This window comes from Streptomyces sp. NPDC058646 (genome assembly GCF_042716875.1).
GTDB lineage: Bacteria > Actinomycetota > Actinomycetes > Streptomycetales > Streptomycetaceae > Streptomyces.
Window position 1 is genome coordinate 201,288 of the sequence record NZ_JBHXRK010000002.1, and the last position, 18,996, is coordinate 220,283.

Annotated in this window: 16 protein-coding genes; 6 read left to right on the top strand and 10 right to left on the bottom strand. The window is 73.7% G+C overall.

Going from position 1 to position 18,996, the window contains the following annotated elements; all coding sequences use genetic code 11:
• Nucleotides 1–64 precede the first annotated feature (64 nt).
• From ACFWUZ_RS04390 to ACFWUZ_RS04420, 7 genes are all read right to left on the bottom strand, one after another.
• Nucleotides 65–1,573 carry a DUF4246 domain-containing protein gene (locus tag ACFWUZ_RS04390; protein WP_384366821.1) on the bottom strand — a complete coding sequence of 503 codons (1,509 nt, stop codon included), beginning with the start codon at nucleotides 1,571–1,573 and terminating at the stop codon, nucleotides 65–67.
• A gap of 317 nt (nucleotides 1,574–1,890) precedes the next feature.
• Nucleotides 1,891–2,019: a hypothetical protein gene (locus ACFWUZ_RS04395; RefSeq protein ID WP_384366824.1), complete on the bottom strand. Its 129-nt coding sequence runs from the start codon at nucleotides 2,017–2,019 to the stop codon at nucleotides 1,891–1,893.
• Nucleotides 2,020–2,120: 101 nt separating this feature from the next.
• Nucleotides 2,121–2,525, bottom strand: coding sequence for an FKBP-type peptidyl-prolyl cis-trans isomerase (locus ACFWUZ_RS04400; protein ID WP_384366827.1), 405 nt, complete (start codon nucleotides 2,523–2,525; stop codon nucleotides 2,121–2,123).
• A 222-nt stretch (nucleotides 2,526–2,747) separates the two neighbouring features.
• Nucleotides 2,748–4,271 carry an aldehyde dehydrogenase family protein gene (locus ACFWUZ_RS04405; RefSeq protein ID WP_384366830.1) on the bottom strand — a complete coding sequence of 508 codons (1,524 nt, stop codon included), beginning with the start codon at nucleotides 4,269–4,271 and terminating at the stop codon, nucleotides 2,748–2,750.
• Nucleotides 4,272–4,325: 54 nt separating this feature from the next.
• Nucleotides 4,326–5,693 (bottom strand): GAF domain-containing protein, encoded by a 1,368-nt coding sequence (locus ACFWUZ_RS04410; RefSeq protein ID WP_384366833.1) that lies wholly within the window; start codon nucleotides 5,691–5,693, stop codon nucleotides 4,326–4,328.
• A 157-nt stretch (nucleotides 5,694–5,850) separates the two neighbouring features.
• Entirely contained in the window at nucleotides 5,851–7,119 is a 1,269-nt protein-coding gene (locus ACFWUZ_RS04415; protein ID WP_384366836.1) for an SWF or SNF family helicase, read from the bottom strand.
• The gene (locus tag ACFWUZ_RS04420) at nucleotides 7,116–10,058 is read right to left on the bottom strand and encodes a DEAD/DEAH box helicase (RefSeq protein ID WP_384366839.1); all 2,943 of its coding nucleotides are present in this window, start codon (nucleotides 10,056–10,058) and stop codon (nucleotides 7,116–7,118) included. Before ACFWUZ_RS04420 ends, ACFWUZ_RS04415 begins: the two co-directional genes overlap by 4 nt.
• A gap of 182 nt (nucleotides 10,059–10,240) precedes the next feature.
• Here ACFWUZ_RS04420 and ACFWUZ_RS04425 point away from each other — a divergent pair, with 182 nt between their 5' ends.
• Both ACFWUZ_RS04425 and ACFWUZ_RS04430 read left to right on the top strand, forming a co-directional pair.
• Complete coding sequence (locus ACFWUZ_RS04425) at nucleotides 10,241–10,423, top strand: hypothetical protein (protein WP_384366842.1); 183 nt, start codon at nucleotides 10,241–10,243, stop codon at nucleotides 10,421–10,423.
• 19 nt (nucleotides 10,424–10,442) lie between these two features.
• Nucleotides 10,443–10,997, top strand: a complete 555-nt coding sequence (locus ACFWUZ_RS04430; protein ID WP_384366845.1) for an MOSC domain-containing protein — start codon at nucleotides 10,443–10,445, stop codon at nucleotides 10,995–10,997.
• 61 nt (nucleotides 10,998–11,058) lie between these two features.
• On the opposite strand, the gene ACFWUZ_RS04435 is transcribed toward ACFWUZ_RS04430, so the two are convergent.
• On the bottom strand, nucleotides 11,059–12,060 hold the full coding sequence (locus ACFWUZ_RS04435) for a polyprenyl synthetase family protein (RefSeq protein ID WP_384367271.1): 1,002 nt from the start codon (nucleotides 12,058–12,060) through the stop codon (nucleotides 11,059–11,061).
• Between the two features lie 254 nt (nucleotides 12,061–12,314).
• A complete protein-coding gene (locus ACFWUZ_RS04440) occupies nucleotides 12,315–13,094 on the bottom strand; it encodes a hypothetical protein (protein ID WP_384366848.1) in 780 nt (259 codons plus the stop codon).
• A gap of 136 nt (nucleotides 13,095–13,230) precedes the next feature.
• Here ACFWUZ_RS04440 and ACFWUZ_RS04445 point away from each other — a divergent pair, with 136 nt between their 5' ends.
• Entirely contained in the window at nucleotides 13,231–14,145 is a 915-nt protein-coding gene (locus ACFWUZ_RS04445) for an oxygenase MpaB family protein (protein WP_384366851.1), read from the top strand.
• Nucleotides 14,146–14,181: 36 nt separating this feature from the next.
• Here ACFWUZ_RS04445 and ACFWUZ_RS04450 read toward each other — a convergent pair whose 3' ends face one another.
• Entirely contained in the window at nucleotides 14,182–14,781 is a 600-nt protein-coding gene (locus tag ACFWUZ_RS04450) for a methyltransferase domain-containing protein (protein ID WP_384366854.1), read from the bottom strand.
• A 168-nt stretch (nucleotides 14,782–14,949) separates the two neighbouring features.
• Here ACFWUZ_RS04450 and ACFWUZ_RS04455 point away from each other — a divergent pair, with 168 nt between their 5' ends.
• From ACFWUZ_RS04455 to ACFWUZ_RS04465, 3 genes are all read left to right on the top strand, one after another.
• Nucleotides 14,950–15,729 (top strand): MHYT domain-containing protein, encoded by a 780-nt coding sequence (locus tag ACFWUZ_RS04455; protein ID WP_384366857.1) that lies wholly within the window; start codon nucleotides 14,950–14,952, stop codon nucleotides 15,727–15,729.
• Between the two features lie 141 nt (nucleotides 15,730–15,870).
• On the top strand, nucleotides 15,871–18,540 hold the full coding sequence (locus ACFWUZ_RS04460) for a nitrate- and nitrite sensing domain-containing protein (RefSeq protein ID WP_384366860.1): 2,670 nt from the start codon (nucleotides 15,871–15,873) through the stop codon (nucleotides 18,538–18,540).
• Complete coding sequence (locus ACFWUZ_RS04465) at nucleotides 18,540–18,983, top strand: roadblock/LC7 domain-containing protein (protein ID WP_384366863.1); 444 nt, start codon at nucleotides 18,540–18,542, stop codon at nucleotides 18,981–18,983. Before ACFWUZ_RS04460 ends, ACFWUZ_RS04465 begins: the two co-directional genes overlap by 1 nt.
• The last annotated feature ends 13 nt before the right edge of the window (nucleotides 18,984–18,996 follow it).

Here is an 18,996-nt window from a genome sequence, read left to right on the forward strand (position 1 = left end):
CCTGCCTGAGTCACAGGGGAGCGCCGCGCCGGGACCGGCTCCAGGCCTCGGGAAGGGATGGGGCTCAGTGCTCGCAGAGGGAGAATTCCCGCTCGTAGAGCTGCTCGTTGTGTTCGTCGATGAAGAACTTGCGTTCCTGCATGAGCTGTTCGCGGTAGTTCTTTGCCTGTTCGAGCGTCATGGTCGAGGTTTCGGCCCATGGCTGCTGTGGTGGCACATCGGAGGTCGAGAAGATCCTCTCCGACGGATCGACCAGGAAGAACGCGAGGATCTTCCGATGTCCCGGGCGGCTGGTGTCCTTCAGACGGAATGAACCGACACGGTGCTGCAGGATGTTCGGGAACGCCAGGCAGCGGCCCGCCGGCGTCGATGTCGATCCCAGGACCTGATTCAGTGCGTCTTCGTCCTCCAGGCCGTAGACCTCACGCACACCGTTGTCGTCGTTCTGTTCGTAGTCCGGGTCGTCGAGTGCCGCCCGGAAACTCAGCCGGCTTTCGGTGATGTTCTCGCTGTCCCAGTAGTAGATGCCGGTCGAGACGATCCGCTCGTTCATCATCCCCTCGACGTGCCAGGAACCCCCGGGGTACTCGGGCTTGTCCGGAGTGAGGTGAATGGTGGCGAGCTTGACGATGACCTGGAGACGGCGCCCGCGCAGGTCGACGCGGGCGGACGCATCGGGCACCTCGGGCGGGGTGAAGGGCGGGGCGTCCGGGATGACCGGGCAGCGGTTCTCCCACCAGTCGTCCTGAGCCTGTTCCCACGCACGAAGGGCTTCCGCGTAGGCCTGGTCATCACCGTAGGACGATGCGTTCGGACGCTCCGGCTCCGAGTCGTACCACCCGTAAGGATCGGCCTCGATCCGCAGGGGCCGCGGATGACGCAGATCGGTGAGCACGTTCTCCAGCAGGGGGCGCAGGCGCGCGAACAGTTCCGGGAGGACGGAGGAGAGTTCGTGGTGCTTCTCGGGGTGGACGTTGTTGACGTACGAACGGAAGGCCACCTCTCCGTCGTCACTGACGTCGACGTCCGTGGGCAGCCACTGGAACTTCTCCGAGAATTCGTACTTCGAATAGCGGTCCGTCGGGTTCTGCCAAGCCTGCTCGGGCGCGCCACTCGCCTCTCTCACCAGGCAGAACAGCGAAGGATGGACCAGATCCAGTACCTGGCCGCCGGATCCGGGATGCCAGTCCAGTTCCGCTTCAGGGACCTGCTCCAGTACCTGGACCGCCTCACGCAGCCGGGACCGGAGCTTGTCGTCGACCAGTGTGTCCGACTGCCACACCCCGTCGACGGCGGACACCTCGATGCCGGTCCGCCCGTCCCGCAGCGCGGCGTAATGCGCGAGTTCGGCAAGAACGTAACGAACTTGCGCCTCCGTGAGCCCCTGGGCGACCGCTTCCTGCGTCCACCGGGCGACGACGTCGGCATCGTTCATCTTGTCGAACCACCCGGGCTTCGCCCGAATGTGCGCGCTGCACTGCATCATCTCCAGTTCCCGCAGCGTTCGCGGCGTCGCGAACGCTATGGAACGGGATGTGTGAAAGGGCAGCGGGAAAGCAGACAGGCCGGTCAATTCTCTCGGTCCTCCGAGTCGGTGTGCGGTGGCGGGAAGGATACTTGAGCGCACTGACACCGCAGCCGTGGTAACCCTCATGGCCGGCGCGGGAGGCCGGCCGCCTTGTGCCGCACGCGCCGCACCCTGGACGATCCCGGGCAAGGGCCGCTCAGCAGGCCTTCGGTTGCCGTGGCCGTGAGGTGGTGGGCCTGGCGGATGAACGGGTGTCCGGCGGCTCCGTCACGTGCGCCACAGGCGCCGCGGCCCCTGTGTACATCCGCCACGCCGGCCTGTCCGCCCCGCGCCACCGCGTCCGCGTCGGGCCCAAGGGAGAGCTAGCCGTCGACGGAGTCCCCGGCGACCAGGAACGAACCGTCCGCGCCCGACGCGTACCAGGGCTCCGTCCCGTTGACGGACTCGGTCCCGGTCGTCGACTCCGTGCCGGTCACGGTCTCGGTCCCCACCGAACTCTCCATCGGGGGCTGCACGTCCCCGCCGGACCCCGTCCCGTGGCGGACCTTCGCCCGCGCACGGGCCCGGGCGGGACGAGGAGCGGCCAGGGGCATCAGGCCTTGCTCCACCCGGTTGTGCTGGAGTACGCGTCGAGCAGGTCCACCACGAAGACCAGCGTCGAGCCGGCCGGGATCAACGGCGAGGGCGACTGGTTGCCGTAGCCGAGGCGCGGGGGAACGATGATCTCGCGCCGACCGCCGACCTTCATCCCCCTCACCCCCCGGTCCCAGCCCTTGATGACCTTCCCGCCGCCCAGGGCGAACTTGAACGGCTCGCCCCGGTCCCAGGAGGCATCGAACTCCTTCCCGGACGCGAAGGTCACCCCGACATAGTGGACCCTGACCACCATGCCCGGCTTCACCTCGGCCCCGTCCCCTACGACCAGGTCCCGGATGGCCAGCTCGGTAGGAGCGTCACCCTTGGGAACGTCGACCTCCGGCTTGGTCAGTTCACTCATTGCAGCCTCGTCACTCTCCGTCGAAAACCCCGCACGGACCAGCCGGACACAGGGGCATGGGGACACCCCCATGCAGCAGATGATCACGCTACCGAGAATCCCGCCCCCCGGAGCACACCGAACCCAGCGGCCACACAAGGGCCGGCGGCGTGCATGCGCCGTGCTGGGCCGTGGCAGGGGGCTCGGCCCTCGACTCCGCCGCCGGCCGGCTGTGTCGCCCGCCTAGAAGAAGCCGAGCTTCTTGGGGGAGTAGCTGACCAGGAGGTTCTTCGTCTGCTGGTAGTGCTCCAACATCATCTTGTGGGTCTCCCGGCCGATGCCCGACTGCTTGTAGCCGCCGAAGGCGGCGTGGGCCGGGTAGGCGTGGTAGCAGTTCGTCCAGACGCGGCCCGCCTGGATGGCGCGGCCCGCGCGGTACGCCTTGTTGATGTCACGGGTCCAGACGCCGGCGCCCAGGCCGTACGCCGTGTCGTTCGCGATGCGCACCGCGTCCTCGAAGTCCTCGAAGGAGGTCACGGACACCACGGGCCCGAAGATCTCCTCCTGGAAGATCCGCATGCGGTTGTCGCCCTCGAAGATCGTCGGCTGGACGTAGTAGCCTCCCGCCAGGTCTCCGTCCAGCTCCTGGCGCAGGCCTCCGGTGAGGACCTTCGCGCCCTCCCTCTGGCCGATCTCCACGTACGACAGGACCTTCCGCAGCTGCTCCTCCGAGGCCTGGGCCCCGATCATCGTGCCCGTGTCCAGGGGATGCCCCGGCACGATCAGTTCGGTGCGCGCCACCGCCGCGTCCAGGAAGTCGCCGTAGCGGCCCCGTTCGATGAGCGCCCGCGAGGGGCTCGTGCACACCTCGCCCTGGTTGAGGGCGAACATGGTGAAGCCCTCCAGAGCCTTGTCGCGCAGGTCGTCGTCGGTCGACCAGATGTCGTCGAAGAACAGGTTCGGGCTCTTCCCGCCCAGTTCCAGGGTGACCGGCTTCAGGTGCTCGGCCGCGTACTGCATGATCAGCCGTCCCGTGGCGGTCTCCCCGGTGAAGGCGATCTTCGCCACGCGCGGGCTGGAGGCCAGCGGCTTGCCGGCCTCCTCCCCGAAACCGTTGACGATGTTGACGACGCCCGGCGGCAGCAGGTCCGCCACCAGGCTCAGCCAGTAGTGCACCGACGCCGGTGTCTGCTCGGCCGGCTTCAGCACCACCGTGTTGCCCGCCGCCAGTGCGGGCGCCAGCTTCCACACCGCCATCAGGATCGGGAAGTTCCACGGGATGATCTGGCCGACCACGCCCAGCGGTTCGTGGAAGTGGTAGGCGACGGTGTCGTCGTCGATCTGGCTGAGCGCCCCCTCCTGGGCGCGCAGCGCGCCCGCGAAGTAGCGGAACTGGTCGATGGCGAGCGGGAGGTCGGCCGCCAGGGTCTCCCGGACCGGCTTGCCGTTCTCCCAGGTCTCCGCGACCGCGAGGGCCTCCAGGTTCTGCTCCATCCGGTCCGCGATGCGCAGCAGGATGCCCGCCCGGTCGGCCACGGAGGTCCGTCCCCAGGCCGGGGCGGCGGCGTGGGCCGCGTCCAGGGCCCGTTCGACGTCCTCGGCGCTGCCGCGCGCCACTTCGGTGAAGGTCTGGCCGTTGACCGGGGAGGGGTCGGCGAAGTACTGGCCGCGGGCGGGTTCCACGTACTCCCCGCCGATGAAGTGGCCGTAGCGGGACGCGTACGACATGAGCGCCCCCTCGGTACCGGGCGCAGCGTAGCGGGCCAAGGTGTCCTCCCCTTGCCGGGCGCCGCCCCCTGCCGGACGGCGTTCGGCAGGAGGTTAGGAGCCGGCAGGTTGCGGATACGTTGCACGCCGCGGGACGTCCGGCCGTCCCGCCGACTCGCCGCCCGAGGTGCCCAGTTCGCGGTCCAGGGCGTGTACGCGGGCCAGCGCGGGCGAGCGCCCCCCGGGCGGGAGCGCCGCCGCCAGGGCGTCCCATGCCTCCCGGTCGTCCGCGCCCCACGGGCTGCACACCCAGTCGGTCAGCAGTCCGGCGTCCGCCCGGGAGATCACGGCCGCCCTGGCCTGCTCCTCGATCCGGCGGCGCAGCCGGACGATGCCGGGAGCGGTCGAGGCGGGCAGCAGCGGACCCGGGTAGCGGGACAGGGCCGCGGACACGGCGCCCGCGGCGAGCTGCCGGGTGAGGACGGTGAAGTCCGCCTCCAGCGGGCCGGCCGCACGGTACGGGCGGGAGAGCGGAGCCAGCGGCCCCAGCAGCGTGCGCAGACGGGACACTTCGGCACGCAGGGTGACCGGTGACACCGACTCGTCCTCGTACAGGTCGATCGCCAGTTCTTCGCCCGACATCCCCTGCGGGTGGTGCGTGAGCAGCGCCATGATCTCGCTGTGCCGCCGGCCCAGCCGGGTCACCCGCCCGCCGCCGACCAGCAGGGCCTCGTCCCTGCCGAGCGCGGCGAGCGTGTCCGCGGAGGTCGTCGGGGACGGCGCCGGGGGCACCCCCGGAACGGCCGGCGCCGGGGCCGGTGCCGGGGCGAGCAGGGCGAGCTGTGCCTCAGCCGCGCGGGCCACCGCCTGGACGAAGGCGAGGGAGTGCGGGTGGGCGAGCCCGTCGCCGCCGGTGATGTCCACCGCGCCGAGCAGCCGCCCGCTCCGGGGATCGCGCACGGGGGCCGCAGCGCAGGTCCACGGGTGCACCCGGCGGCTGAAGTGCTCGGCCCCGAAGACCTGCACGGGTGCGCCGACCGCGACCGCCGTGCCGGGCGCGTTCGTGCCCATCGCCGTCTCGGCCCACCGCGAGCCCGGTACGAAGCCGAGCCGTTCCGCCCGCCGCAGCGTGCCCGGTTCGCCCTCCACCCAGAGCAGGCTGCCGCGCGCGTCGCACACCGCCAGCAGATGCGCCCCGTGCGCCGCGAAGGCTCCGACAAGGTCCCGGAACAGCGGCATCACCCGGGCCAGCGGGTGCTCATCGCGGTACGCCCGCAGTGCCGCCTCCGTCAGCTCAACCCGTGGGGAGCACTCCGGGCTGACCCTGGCCCGGGCGCACCGCCGCCAGGACCGCGCGATGACGGCCCGGACCGGTGCCTCGACCCGTCCGTCCCGGGTGAACACGGCGTGGGCCCGGCGCAGTTCGCGCGTGCGCGCGGCAGGATCCGCGCCGCCCGGCAGTGCCACCGCAGGATCGTCCATGTCGCCCTCCCGTGGGGCCGCGGTACCCGGAGCGCCCCCATCGTCGTCCCGGCCCGGCGCCCCGGCAAGCGGTACGTCGGCCAGTACCTGGCCGGTACGCCGGCGGCCTCGGGCCGGGGCGGGCCGGGCGAGGCCGGGCCGGGCCAGGTCGCGGAGGCTACGCAGGATCCTCCGGGTCCAGCGCCGTCAGCGCCGACGCCGGGTCCGGGGCCGACGGGCCCGCCGGGACCCACCGGCCCGCCTCGCGGCGGTACGGCCACCAGCGCCCCTCCCGGCCGAGCCGGAGCTGGCGGCCGGCGTCCGCCTCCGTCCACCGGGCGCGGACCCTGCGCAGCTCCGGCGCGGCCCCGTCCGCCCAGGCCCCGGCGAGCGCCGCCCGGGCCAGGGCCAGCGCCGCCCGGTCCGGCGTCCAGTCGTCCTCCAGCGCCGCGAGGGCCCCGCTCCCGCCGAAGCCCCAGGCCAGTACGGCCAGTTCCATCTCGGCCCGGTTCCTTCCGGTAGCCGCGGCCAAGCGGGCGCGGACCCGGACGTCGCCGGCCTCCGCCGTGAGCCGTACGGCATCCTCCGCGGCGGTGGGCGGGGCCGGGAGGGCGCGGTCGGCGTGGCCCGGAGCCAGGGCCTGCGCCAGCAGCCGCCAGGCCTGCGACGCCGCCGCCTGCGCGAGGAACTCCACCGCGTCCACGTCCAGTTGCGGCTCGGCCTCGGTGTCCAGCGTCGGCGGCTGGCCCGGGGCGTCCGGCAGCGCGGGCGGGGCGGGCAGCGGGGGCCGGGCCGGCCGCGCCTCCCAGGCCGCGTACGCCTCCGCCGCCGCGACCCCCAACGGCACGGCCTCCTGCGGAGCGGGCGCTTCCGCCGTACTCCGCTCCTCCAGCTCGTCCACCAGCTCCCGTTCGCCCCGGCCGCGCAGGAGCAACAGCACGAAGGCGTCCTGGTCCAGCAGCCGCGCCACCTGGTAGCAGAGCGCGGCCGTGTGCGGGCAGTGGTCCCACTCGCCGCAGTCGCACCGCGGGTCGAGGTCGCCGATGCCCGGCAGCAGCTCCACCCCGGCCGCCGTCGCGTCCTCGGCGAGTTCCGGCGGCACCTCCCGGTCGAGCAGCGCCGCGATGTACCCGGACTCCGCCGCTGCCAGCCCCAGCAGCCGGTCCCACTGCCCTTCCGTGAACTCCTGCACCAGCACGTCCGTACGGTGCGCCGTGCCGTCCCGGTCGCGCACCACCGCGGTGAGTCCGCCCGGGCGCACCGACACCGCGCCCACGGCGCCCGCACGGGCGTACCGGCGGCCCTGCCGGACCTGTTCCCCGTCGAGGGCGCTGTCCTCCAGCGCGCGCAGCCAGGCGTGGCCCCACCAGGTGGTCGCGAAGCCGCGTCCGGGCGCGGGCGGCAGCGCGGCGAAGGTCTTCTCCAGGCGGTCGTCGCGGTCGCTCATCCGTCGCTCCCCACGGCCGGGCGCAGCGCCACGAGCTCGGCCAGCTCGGCATCGGTCAGTTCGGTCAACGCGGCCTCGCCGCCCGCCAGGACGGCGTCGGCGAGCGCCCGTTTGCGCTCCAGCAGCCGGGCGATGCGGTCCTCCACCGTGCCCTCGGCGATCAGGCGGTGCACCTGCACGGGCTGGGTCTGCCCGATGCGGTAGGCCCGGTCGGTGGCCTGCTCCTCGACGGCTGGGTTCCACCAGCGGTCGTAGTGGACGACGTGCCCGGCCCGGGTGAGGTTCAGCCCGGTGCCCGCGGCCTTCAGGGAGAGGAGGAAGACGGGGACCCGGCCGGCCTGGAAGCCGTCCACGAGTTCCTCGCGCCGGGCGACGGGCGTCCCGCCGTGCAGCAGCTGGGAGGGGATGCCGCGCGCCGCGAGGTGCTTCTCCAGGATCCTGGCCATCGCCACGTACTGGGTGAAGACGAGGACGGAGCCGCCCTCGGCGAGGATCGTGTCGAGCAGTTCGTCCAGCAGCTCCAGCTTGCCGGAGCGGGGGGCGGCGCCCGGGTCCCGCGGGCCGGGCTCCTTCAGGAACTGTGCGGGATGGTTGCAGATCTGCTTGAGGGAGGTCAGCAGACCGACCACGAGGCCGCGCCGCTCCATCTCGTCCGCCTCCGAGATCGCGGTGAGGGTCTCGCGTACGACGGCCTCGTACAGCACGGCCTGTTCACGGGTGAGCGTGACGGTGTGGTCGGTCTCGGTCTTGGGCGGCAGCTCGGGCGCGATCCCCGGGTCGGACTTCTTGCGGCGCAGCAGGAACGGCCGTACGAGCGCCGCCAGCCGGGCCGCCGCCTGCGGGTCCCGGCCGCTCTCGACGGGCTCGGCGTAGCGGGTGCGGAACGCGCCGAGGCGGCCGAGCAGCCCGGGCGTGGTCCAGTCGAGGAGCGCCCACAGCTCGGAGAGGTTGTTCTCGACGGGCGTGCCGGTGAGGGCGACGCGCGCCGCGGCCGGGATCGTACGCAGGGCCTTGGCGGTGGAGGAGTACGGGTTCTTGACGTGCTGGGCCTCGTCGGCGACGACCAGGCCCCACGGGGCGGCGGCGAGTACGGGGGCGTCCAGGCGCAGCGTGCCGTACGTGGTGAGGACGAAGCCGCCGGTGAGCCCCGTGAGGCTGCGGCCCGGGCCGTGGAAGCGGCGTACGGGCGTCCCCGGCGCGAACTTCTCGATCTCCTGCTGCCAGTTGCCGAGCAGCGAGGCCGGACACACCACCAGGGTGGGCCCGGTGGTGGCGGGGTCCTGCGCGCGGTGGAGGTGCAGGGCGATGAGCGTGACGGTCTTGCCGAGGCCCATGTCGTCGGCGAGGCAGGCGCCGAGGCCGAGCGAGGTCATCCGCGCCAGCCAGCGCATGCCCCGCAGCTGGTACCCGCGCAGCTCGGCACGCAGACCCGGCGGAGCCTCCGGTCCGTCGGCCTGTTCCGGGCCGGCCGCGAGGAGCGCCCGCAGCCGCTCCAGCGGTCCGGAGGCCTCCACGTCGATCCGCAGGCCGTCGATCTCCGCGGAGCCGGTGAGTACGGCGGCCAGCGCGTCCACGGCCGGGACTTCGCGGTCCTGCCGCGCGCGGGCCCGGCGCAGTGCGGCCGGGTCGATGAGCACCCACTGGTCGCGCAGCCGGACCAGGGGGCGGCCGGCCTCGGCGAGGCGGTCCAGCTCGGCCCGGGTGAGGTCGTCCTGGCCGCCGAGCGCGTGGCGCCAGGTGAAGGAGAGCAGGGCGCCGGGGGAGAGCAGCCCGGAGGGGAGGCCGGACGCGGCGGAGTCGGGGGAGCGCACGACGGCGCGGGCGGTGAGCGTGCGGGCGAACTCGCGCGGCCAGTGCACCTGCACCCCGTCCGCGGCCAGGGTGGCGGACGCCTCCCCGAGCAGCTCCGTGACCTCCTCGTCGGCGAGTTCGACGGAGTCCGGGACCGCCGAGCCGAGCAGCGGGGCGAGCGGCGGCCAGAGCCGGGCGGCGCGGCGCAGGGCCCGCAGGGCGTCCATCCGGGCCCGGGGTCCGAAGGCCGCCGCCGTGGCCCCGGACCCGGCCCAGACGTCCACGGCGTCGGCGACGGGGGCCGCGTCGCCGGGGCCGTGCATCTGCAGCACGGCCCGGAAGGACGGGTCGGCTTCGGGGGCCCCGTCCAGCTCGATCCGCAAGGAGATGCGTACGCCCGCGTCGTGACCGGCGGCCACCTCCTCGGCCCAGTCGCGCAGCTCGGGCCGGAGCCGGGGCGGACGGGCGGCGTACGCCGGGCCGCCGGCGGCCGCGGGCGCGGCGGGGGAGCGGGGGAGGGTGTCGGCGACGGCGTCGAGGAAGGCGCGCAGCAGCGGCTCGGGGGAGGGCAGCCGGGGCGGTCCGTCCTGGTCCAGGGGCACGCAGTGGGCCCCGGGCGGCATCGCGGCCGCCAGCTCCCGGATGTCGGCCAGGTCGGCGGCGTCGAGCGGCCCGATCCGCCAGGCGTCGTGCCCGGCCGGGCTCAGCCCGGGCAGGAGCTGCCCGCGGGCCGCGAAGCGCAGGGCCAGCAGGGCGGCGGCGCCCCAGAAGGCGGCGGAACCATCGCCTACGGAGGCACCGGCACCGGCACCGGCCGTCGCACCGGCGTCAACAGCAGCACCGCCCGTCGCACCGCCACCGCCCGTCGCCCCGGCGCCGACAGCCTCGTCCTCGCCTGCGCGGGCGCCGGCCCTGGCCCGCGCCCGGGTGAGGAGGGGAAGGGCTTCGCCGACGGTGAGCACGCGGGCGGGCACGGTGGCCCGGTTCAGGTCGGGGGTGACGACGGTGATGTGTTCGAGGGTGTCGCCGGCTTCCTCTCCGCCGGCCGCGCCCGGCGCCGGCCAGAAGGCGACCCGCCCGTCGCGGGCGGGGTCGGCGGGAAGGAAGACGGTGGAGTGGCGGACGAGGCCGGAGATCTCGGTCAGCACGTATTCCTCAAACTTGACCACTGGGTACGGGGCGGCCGAGAGTAACCCACGAGGAGCCTCCGGAGGCAGGAGCACGCCCGTGAGGCGAGTCACTTCGCGAGATGTGCGGGCACGCGGGAACGCGCGGATGCGGCGGCGCGTTGAGGGGGTAGTGGTCGACGATCAGGAGGAGGTGTCCGCACATGTCCACCAGCGGAAAGGTCGCGGTTGCCGGGGTCGTGGCAGCCCTGGTCCTGTTCTGGACGGTCGGGTTCTGGGTGGGCCTGCTGGTCCTGATCGGCGTGCCGACGGCCGCCTACTTCCTGCTGGACCCCTCCCAGCGCCGTCGGCTGCGGGGTACGTCCAGGAAGCAGATCGGCCGCTGACGGCGGCAGGGGGGACATCATGAGCACGGCACGGAGCGCCCGGGTCACCGCGGTCAGCAGCAACGGCGTGTACTCCTTCACCAAGCCCAACCGGGACAGCATCACGCTGCTCGCGGGCCTCGGTGTCGAGGGGGACGTCCACTCCGGGGTGACGGTCAAGCACCGCTCCCGGGTGGCGCAGGACCCGACGCAGCCGAACCTGCGACAGGTCCACCTGATCCACCGGGAGCTCTTCGACGAGGTGGCGGCCTCCGGCTTCAGCGTGGAGCCCGGCCAGCTCGGGGAGAACGTGACCACCGAGGGCATCGACCTCCTCGGCCTGCCCACCGGCGCCCTGCTGCGCTTCGGCGCGGAGGCGGTGGTGGAGGTGACCGGACTGCGCAATCCCTGCGTGCAGATCGAGGCCTTCCAGCACGGGCTGCTCAAGCAGGTCGTGGGCCGGGACGACCAGGGCCGCCTGGTCCGCAAGGCCGGCATCATGGGCGTGGTCCGGGAGGGTGGCGCGGTCCGCCCCGGCGACCCGATCACCGTGACACTGCCCCCGGCCCCGCACACCCCGCTCGAGCGGGTCTGACGTACGGCGGCGGACCCCGGCCTCTGGGGGGCCGGGGTCCGCCGCCGGTACGGACCTCCGGTCAGAACCGCCCCGGGGCCGCACCTGCCGGAACGAGGTCCGCCTCCAGGAGCATCCGGGACGCGTGGTCCACCAGACGCCGCAGCACGGGCAGATAGCTCTCGTCGCCTCCGATCTGGCGCAGTATGTGGTGCGCCTCGTACCGGAAGCGCCCGATGTCGTCGCGGTACCGGCGGAGAAGGGCCGGTCCCCGCAGGATCTCGGCCAGTTCGGCTCTCGCCGCGAGGGAGCCTCCCGCGGCGGCGCACAGACCCAGGACGTGTGCCCGGACCGGGGGCGAAGCGTCCTCGGCGGCGCAGGCGAGCAGATAGGTGACGGTCCCGTTCAGCAGGTCCTCGTGACGACCGGACAGGATGTCCTCCTGGTCGTTGAACAACTGCCACAGGATGCCGAAGACGTATCCGAACTCACGCCACAGTTCTGTCCGTTCGTCAGGTGCCCCGGAAAGGATCGCCGCCATCGCGGTGATCATGCCGAAGGGTGCTCCGGATTTGCCGCGATAGGTGTCGACCACCGAAGTACGCGTCGCGCGGGCGATGTCCCCGCGCATGTCGGCCATCTGGCCGTCGGCGGCGATGACCCAGGCGTTCGTGAGCTCGCTCGTCAGGGCGCCGCGGACCGACTCGGGAATCCGCTGCGACTGGATGATCTGGATCGGCAGCGCATTGCCCGTGACCACGGACGCGAGCAGCGCCTCGTTCTCGCTGAGCTCGCCCGAGAGGTCCGTGCCGTGTCCGTCGGCCAGGTCGTCCAGGTAGCACGCCGATGTCCACCAGAGCAGGTGGACGGCGGCCAGCGGCATGGCCGGTCTGGGGTTCCCGGTCTCCGTCGCGTGGACGAGTAGCGGCAGTACGGACAGGGGATGTTTCAGCTGCCGGTGCCGCAGGAGGGCGGCGACCGCGTCCCTGGTCGCCCGGGAGGAGGTGCCCAGCTGCGCGAGGGCGGCTGCCACTTCGCTGTCGATCTCTTCCGATAATTCCCGGTGCAGGTCCAGGTACGACATCGAATTCACGGGGTGGCCTCCACCTTGGAAATGAATCACGGGGTTTGTGCGTGTTTTGTGTCGCATTACGCCGCCGATTCGATCATTCAGCCGGAGGGCGATCTAGGGCGATTTTCGGCCTTGGCTGATGTGCTGGGTCCTTCGTGGCCGCGCACCGGCGCGCCGTCAAGTTCGGGCCCGCGTGGTCGCCTCGGGTGCCGCGCGTCCCCTCCGGTCCTGCCCGCCGCCACTCTCCCCCAGGGTCCGTGCCCGCGTCAGACCGGCCGCACCGCGACGCCGTCCAGCCCCGCCAGCAGCTCCGACAGCTCCGGATCCCCGCCCCGGGGGACCTGGAGCACCTCGCCCGGCTCCTCGTCCAGCAGGACGAAGGCGGCGTCGCCGGTACGGGCCACCAAGGACCAGCCCGGCCCGTCGGCCCGCAGCGTCCGCGCGCCCTCACCGGCGAACGAGGACCGCACCCGCCCCGGCGGCGGCGGGTTCCGCGTGTACCCCAGGGCCTCGTCGAGCGCCCGTGCCAGTCCCGGGTGCGCTGCGGCCGCCGCTCCGCCGTCCGTCGCCACCCGCCCGCGCCAGTCGGCCCATTCCCGGGCGATCTGGTCCGCGCCCAGGCGGCGCTGCACCGGACCCCAGGATTGCGCCGAGGGCGGAGCCAGCGGGACGCGGCCGGTGCCGTCCGCGCCCTGTTCCGGATCGTGCGGTTCGGGGATCCCCGCGGCGGCCACCGTCAGCTCGACGGGCCAGCCCGCCAGCGAGACCACGATCGCCCGCTCGTCGGGGGACAGGTCGTACTCCATCCCGCAGTCCCAGGACGCGATCGCGGCTGCCACGAGCGAGACGTCGTCCACGACGACCGTCCAGCGCGCCCCCGCCTCGTCCTGGCCCAGCACCAGCCCGTACCCCGCCCCCGCCGGCTCCACGCCGAGGAGCGCGCAGGCCTCGGGGTAGTCGTCGCCCAGGAGGCTCGGGAACTGCGCGGGGGTCAGCTGTACGGCGGTCAGCACGTACAGCGAGCCGCCCCCCTCGTCGTCGGACACGTGCGCCTCCCGGTAGCTCTCTCGTCGGCGCACCCTAACCAGCGGGTAACCCACCCGTCGAGAGCCCGAAGGTGACGATTTCCAAGCCCGTTACCTGCACGTAGAGTTGGTGTCCCGCCACAGAAAGGGACAACCGGTGCAGCGATACGACAGGCTGAGGGAGATCCTCCGGCTCGATCCCGACCAGGATTTCCTCGCCATCTACCGGCTCACCGCCACGTACGAGTTCCCCTGGGACTTCACCAGGGCCCTGGAACTCGCGCTGTTCCGGACGTACGCCGTCCCCGCCATCGGCGGCCTGCTGGCGGAGACCGCGGAGTTCACCCGCCGGACCCAGAAGCGCTACGACGACACGGTGCTGCTGCTCGACGCGGTGGTGGAGCACGGTTTCGAGAGCGACATCGCGCGCACCGCGATCCGCCGCGTCAACCAGATGCACCGCAGTTACGACATCTCCGACGACGACATGCGGTACGTCCTGTGCACGTTCGTGGTGATCCCGGCGCGCTGGCTCGACGCGTACGGCTGGCGGCCGCTGACCCAGCACGAGCGCCGGGCTTCGGCGAACTACTACGCCACCCTCGGCCGGCACATGGGCATCAAGGATATTCCAGGATCTTTCGAGGAGTTCGAAACCGTCCTGGATGCCTACGAGAAGGCCCACTTTGGCTGGGACGGGGGCGCCCGCGAGGTCGCGGAGGCCACTCTCGGCCTGATGGCGTCCTGGTACCCGGCGCCGCTCGCCCCCGCCGTGCGCGGTGCGAGCCTCGCCCTGCTCGACCAGCCGCTCCTGGACGCCTTCCGGTTCGAGCGCCCCCGCCCCGGGGTCCGGCGGCTGGTCCGGGGAGCCCTCCGGCTGCGCGGGCGCGCGGTCCGGCTGATGCCCCCGCGCAAGCACCCGCACTACGGGCGCCAGAACCCGGAGATCAAGAGCTACCCCGGGGGCTACGACGTGGGCGAACTCGGCACCTTCCCCGTACCCGGCTCGGGCGGCTGCCCCGTCCCGCACCCTCGCCGCCCCGCCGGAGCCGACGCCCAGCCCCCGGCGTGACCCGCGGCCGGCCCTCGGCGTGACCGTCACCCCGGTTCAGGGGTGACGTACCGCCAGTACGAGGAACCGGGCGTCCTCGTCGGCGTACGAGACCATCTCCCAGCCGGAACCGGACAGCAGCGGGCCGAGGTTGGTCTCGGCCCGCAGGTCCTGCGGGGTCAACTCGCGGCCCTGGCGGGCGGCGAGGGCCGCTCGCCCGATCGGGTGAAAGAGCGCGAGCCGCCCGCCGGGACGGACCACGCGCGCCAGTTCGCGCAGGTTCGTCTCCGGATCGGGCAGGTGGGCGATCAGTCCCGCGGCGAACACGGCGTCGAGCGCCCCGTCGCGCAGCGGCAGCCTGGTCACGTCCGTGAGCAGCAGCGCGCCCTCGGCGGTGCGCCCGGCCCGCCGTGCGGCGGCCAGCATCTGCGGGGTGAGGTCGGCGCCGACGACGAGCCCGGCGGGCCCGACGGCGGCGCGCAGCGCGGCCAGCGCCCGCCCGGTTCCGCAGCCCGCGTCGAGCACGCGGTCGCCGGGCCGCAGGCCGAACTCGGCGACGGCGGTCGCGAAGGCGGGCCCGTCCTCGGGGAACTTGCCATCCCAGTCGGCGGCGCGCGCCCCGAAGAACTCCTGCACGTGCGTGTGGTCTTCGCTCATGCGCCCATGATCCCCCACCGGCTTGCGCCGCCGCGCGTGCGGACCGTGTGCAAGGTGGCACGTGGCGTGATCGAACATGAACGTAGCTCTGTCATATTCCAGCAGTTCCAGCTGCTTTCGAAATGCGCCCCTTGTTCGCGCCCTCACCCGGACTAGCGTCCCGTGGCCATGGGACACCTGGACCACGCCGCCTATGGCTGGCTGACACCCGCGCTGTCATACGTGATGGCATCGATCGGCGCCGCCCTCGGCCTGCGCTGCACCGTACGCGCGCTCGCCGCGACCGGATCCTCCCGTCGCAACTGGCTCCTCACCGCCGCCTCCGCCATCGGGACGGGCATCTGGACGATGCACTTCGTCGCGATGCTGGGATTCGACGTCGCCGGCACCGAGATCCACTACGACGTGCCGCTGACCATCCTCAGCCTGCTCGTCGCCATGCTGGTCGTGGGCGCCGGAGTCTTCGCCGTGGGCTACGGCAAGGACCGCGGCCGGGCCCTCGTACTGGGCGGCCTCACCACCGGGCTCGGCGTCGCCAGCATGCACTACCTCGGCATGGCGGCCCTGCGCCTGCACGGTGACATCTCCTACGATCCGCTCGCCGTCGGGCTGTCCGTCGCCATCGCCGTCGTGGCCGCCACCGCCGCCCTGTGGGCCGCTCTCCACATCAAGGCACCCGTGGCCGTGGCCGTCGCCTCGCTCGTCATGGGCGCCGCGGTCAGCAGCATGCACTACACCGGGATGCTGGCCGTCGCCGTCGGCGTGAGCCCCTCGGACAGCGCCCTGCCCGGCGCCACGGCCATGCAGTTCATCTTCCCGCTCGCCGTCGGCCTCGGTTCGTACCTGTTCATCACCTCCGCGTTCGTCGCGCTCTCCCCGACCGCCGACGAGCGCGCCGCCTCGGCCTCCGCGCAGTACCTGGGGGACCAGCCCGTGGCCGCCCGCTGAGCCCGCCCGGCACGCCGCGCCTGCAGCCCCCGGCACAGCCCCTCCCCAGCACAGGGAGCCCCCGGCCCGGCAGCCCCGGAGACCCCCGCCCATCCGCCCCGCACCACCGCACCGGCACGTACGCCCCGGAACGAGGAGCCCATGCGCACACCCCGCAGACCACCGGAAGCAGCGGCGCCGGGGCTGTCCGCGCCTGCGGCGCGCGGCCGCCGGGCGCACGCCGGGGCACCGGCCGAGGAGCCGCCGGTGCCCCGCGCCCCCGGGGGCGCGCCCGCAGCCGACCGTGAGGGCAGACCCCGGCCGCGGCTGCGCCCCCGCACCGTGCGCGCGAAGATCGTCTCCCTGCTGATGGTCCCCGTCGTCTCGCTCCTCGCGCTCTGGGCCTTCGCCACCGTCAGCACCGCCCAGGACATCGCCCGGCTCAGCCGCGTCCAGCGGGTCGACGCGCAGATACGGACCCCCGTCGCCGCAGCCGTCACCGAACTCCAGGCCGAACGGCGCGCCGCGGTCCGCCTGCTGGCCGGCCCCGCCGCCGAGCAGGACACCGCCCTGGACCAGCAGGCGAGCCGCACCGACGCCGCGGTCCGCAAGCTCCGGCTCGGCGACCGGCACACCGTCGCCGACTCCGGCGACCACCGCACCGACGTCGTGGTCCGCCTCCGCACCTTCGTCGCCGCCGCCGACGAACTGGCCTCGACCCGCAAGGACGTCACCGGCCGCCGGGCCACCCCCGAGGCGGCCTACGAGATCTACACCCGCGTGGTCGACTCGGCCCTCGCCGTCGCCGGGGCCCTCTCCGACGGCCAGGACGCCGAACTCGGTCCCGACGCCCGGGTGCTGCTCGAATTCGCCCGCGCCCGGGAGCTCCTCGCCCGGGAGGACGCGCTCCTCGCGCTGCCGGGCCCGCGCAGCGCCGAAACGCTTCGGCGGCTGACCGGCGCCGTAGAGACCCGCCGCGCCCTCACCACCGGTGCCACCGCGGACCTCCCCGCCGCCCAGCGGGCCGCCTGGGAGTCCGTGGCCAAGAGCGCCGCCTACGCCGACCTCACCGGTGCCGAGGACCGGGCGCTGTCCGCCGGCACCTCCCGGGACGCGGCCGGCGCCCCGGCCGGCTGGGAGGCCGCCCACACCGGGATCGGCGCCTCGATGCGGGAGATCGACGAAGCCGCGCACGCCGCGGCCGCCGACCGCGCGGACCCGTTCTCCCACGGCGCGCTCAGCCCGGCCGGCGCCGCCGTACTGCTCGGCCTGGCCGCCGTCGCCGCCTCGCTCTTCATCTCCGTACGCATCGGCCGCGCCCTGGTCGTCGAACTCGTCTCCCTGCGCAACACCGCTCTGGAGATCGCCCACCGCAAACTCCCGCACGCCATGAACCGGCTGCGGGCCGGGCAGGACATCGACGTCGAGGCGGAGACCCCGCCCGGGGCCCCGGCCGACGACGAGATCACCCAGGTCGGCGAGGCGCTCGCCACCGTCCACCGGGCCGCCCTCAGCGCCGCCGTCGAACGGGCGGAGCTGGCCAGCGGGGTCTCCGGGGTGTTCGTCAACCTCGCCCGGCGCAGCCAGGTCCTCGTGCACAAGCAGCTCACCCTGCTGGACTCGATGGAACGGCGGGCCGACGATCCGAACGAGCTCGGCGACCTCTTCCGCCTCGACCACCTCACCACCCGGATGCGCCGGCACGCCGAGAGCCTCATCATCCTGTCCGGCGCCGCGCCCGGCCGGGCCTGGCGGATGCCGGTCCCGCTGACGAACGTCGTCCGGGCCGCCGTGTCCGAGATCGAGGACTACCCGCGCGTCGAGGTCCGCCAGCTCGCCGAGGCCGCGGTCACCGGCGGCGCCGTCGCCGACCTGACCCACCTCCTCGCCGAACTCATCGAGAACGCCACCCAGTTCTCCCCGCCGCACACCAAGGTCCGGGTCAGCGGGGAGCCCGTCGGGGCCGGCTACGTCCTGGAGGTCGAGGACCGGGGACTGGGCATGGGCCGGGACACGCTGAACGACGCCAACCGGCGCATCGAGCAGTCCGAGGCGCTCGACCTCTTCGACAGCGACCGGCTCGGCCTCTTCGTGGTCAGCCGCCTGTCCGCCCGTCACGGTGTGAAGGTGCACCTGCGTACGTCACCGTACGGCGGCACCACCGCTGTGGTGCTGCTGCCGAACTCCCTGCTCCAGGGCGCGATCGCGGCCGGCGCCGCGGCCCCGGACCACGCCGCCGCAACACCGCCCCGCCGACCGGGGCACCACGACGCGCCGGCCGCGGCGTCGGAACAGCACCCCGCCGTGACCGTCGTACGGGAGGACGCACACGCCACGGCGGGGCGGGAGCACGTACGCGGCATCCCGGCCCCCGACCGCACCTCCGGGCTGAACGGGACCTCCGCGCCGGACCGGAGCTCCGCGTTCGACGGGACCCCCGCCCCGGGCCGGACCCCCGCCGCGCACCGTCGTCCCGCCGTGCCCGCAACCCCCGAGCCGCAGGAGCAGGGCCCGGCATCCGTGGCCTCGTTGCGGCCGCGTACCTCCGGGCCCGCGGGCCCCCGTACGCACGCGGCGGGCGCCGGCACCCCCGGCCCGGCCCACCAGACGGCCTCGGTGACCGAACTGCCGCGCCGGGTGCGCCAGGCCAGCCTCGTCCCCCAGCTGCGCGAGGTCCCCGCCGCCGGGCCCACGGCCGGGGACCGGGTCCCGGCGGACCCGCCCGACCGCAGTCCGGAACAGGCCCGGGACCGGATGGCGGCCTACCGGGACGGCTGGGCCCGCGGCACCCGGGAGAACTCCCCCCGTACAGGCAGCGAAGGAGAACGGTGATGATCGAACACCAGAGGATCGACCTCGACGGAGTCCGCCGGTCGGGCGAACTGGACTGGCTGCTGGACGACCTGGTGCTCCGGGTCCGCGAGGTCCGGCACTCCGTGGTCCTGTCCAACGACGGTCTGGCGGTCGGCGCCTCCAGCGGGCTGAGCCGGGAGGACGCCGAGCACCTGGCCGCCGTGGCCTCCGGCTTCCACAGCCTGGCCAAGGGCACGGGCCGGCACTTCCACACCGGGGGCGTGCGCCAGACGATGGTGGAGATGGACGAGGGCTTCCTCTTCGTCGCCGCCGCCGGGGACGGATCCTGCCTGGCCGTCCTCAGCGCCGCCAGCGCCGACATCGGGCTGATCGCGTACGAGATGGCCCGGCTGGTGAAGCGGGTCGGCGAGCACCTGTACACCCCGCCCAGGTTCGCGGCGCGCCCGCCGGCCGCCGGCTGAGGGCGGCGGTCCG

What these genes read in the sequence shown, in the direction of transcription:
- ACFWUZ_RS04400 (WP_384366827.1), bottom strand. Translation starts at nt 2,525, where the DNA reads ATGAGTGAACTGACCAAGCCGGAGGTCGACGTTCCCAAGGGTGACGCT.
- ACFWUZ_RS04410 (WP_384366833.1), bottom strand. Translation starts at nt 5,693, where the DNA reads ATGGACGATCCTGCGGTGGCACTGCCGGGCGGCGCGGATCCTGCCGCG.
- ACFWUZ_RS04415 (WP_384366836.1), bottom strand. Translation starts at nt 7,119, where the DNA reads ATGAGCGACCGCGACGACCGCCTGGAGAAGACCTTCGCCGCGCTGCCG.
- ACFWUZ_RS04425 (WP_384366842.1), top strand. Translation starts at nt 10,241, where the DNA reads ATGTCCACCAGCGGAAAGGTCGCGGTTGCCGGGGTCGTGGCAGCCCTG.
- ACFWUZ_RS04430 (WP_384366845.1), top strand. Translation starts at nt 10,443, where the DNA reads ATGAGCACGGCACGGAGCGCCCGGGTCACCGCGGTCAGCAGCAACGGC.
- ACFWUZ_RS04435 (WP_384367271.1), bottom strand. Translation starts at nt 12,060, where the DNA reads ATGTCGTACCTGGACCTGCACCGGGAATTATCGGAAGAGATCGACAGC.
- ACFWUZ_RS04450 (WP_384366854.1), bottom strand. Translation starts at nt 14,781, where the DNA reads ATGAGCGAAGACCACACGCACGTGCAGGAGTTCTTCGGGGCGCGCGCC.
- ACFWUZ_RS04455 (WP_384366857.1), top strand. Translation starts at nt 14,950, where the DNA reads ATGGGACACCTGGACCACGCCGCCTATGGCTGGCTGACACCCGCGCTG.
- ACFWUZ_RS04460 (WP_384366860.1), top strand. Translation starts at nt 15,871, where the DNA reads ATGCGCACACCCCGCAGACCACCGGAAGCAGCGGCGCCGGGGCTGTCC.
- ACFWUZ_RS04465 (WP_384366863.1), top strand. Translation starts at nt 18,540, where the DNA reads ATGATCGAACACCAGAGGATCGACCTCGACGGAGTCCGCCGGTCGGGC.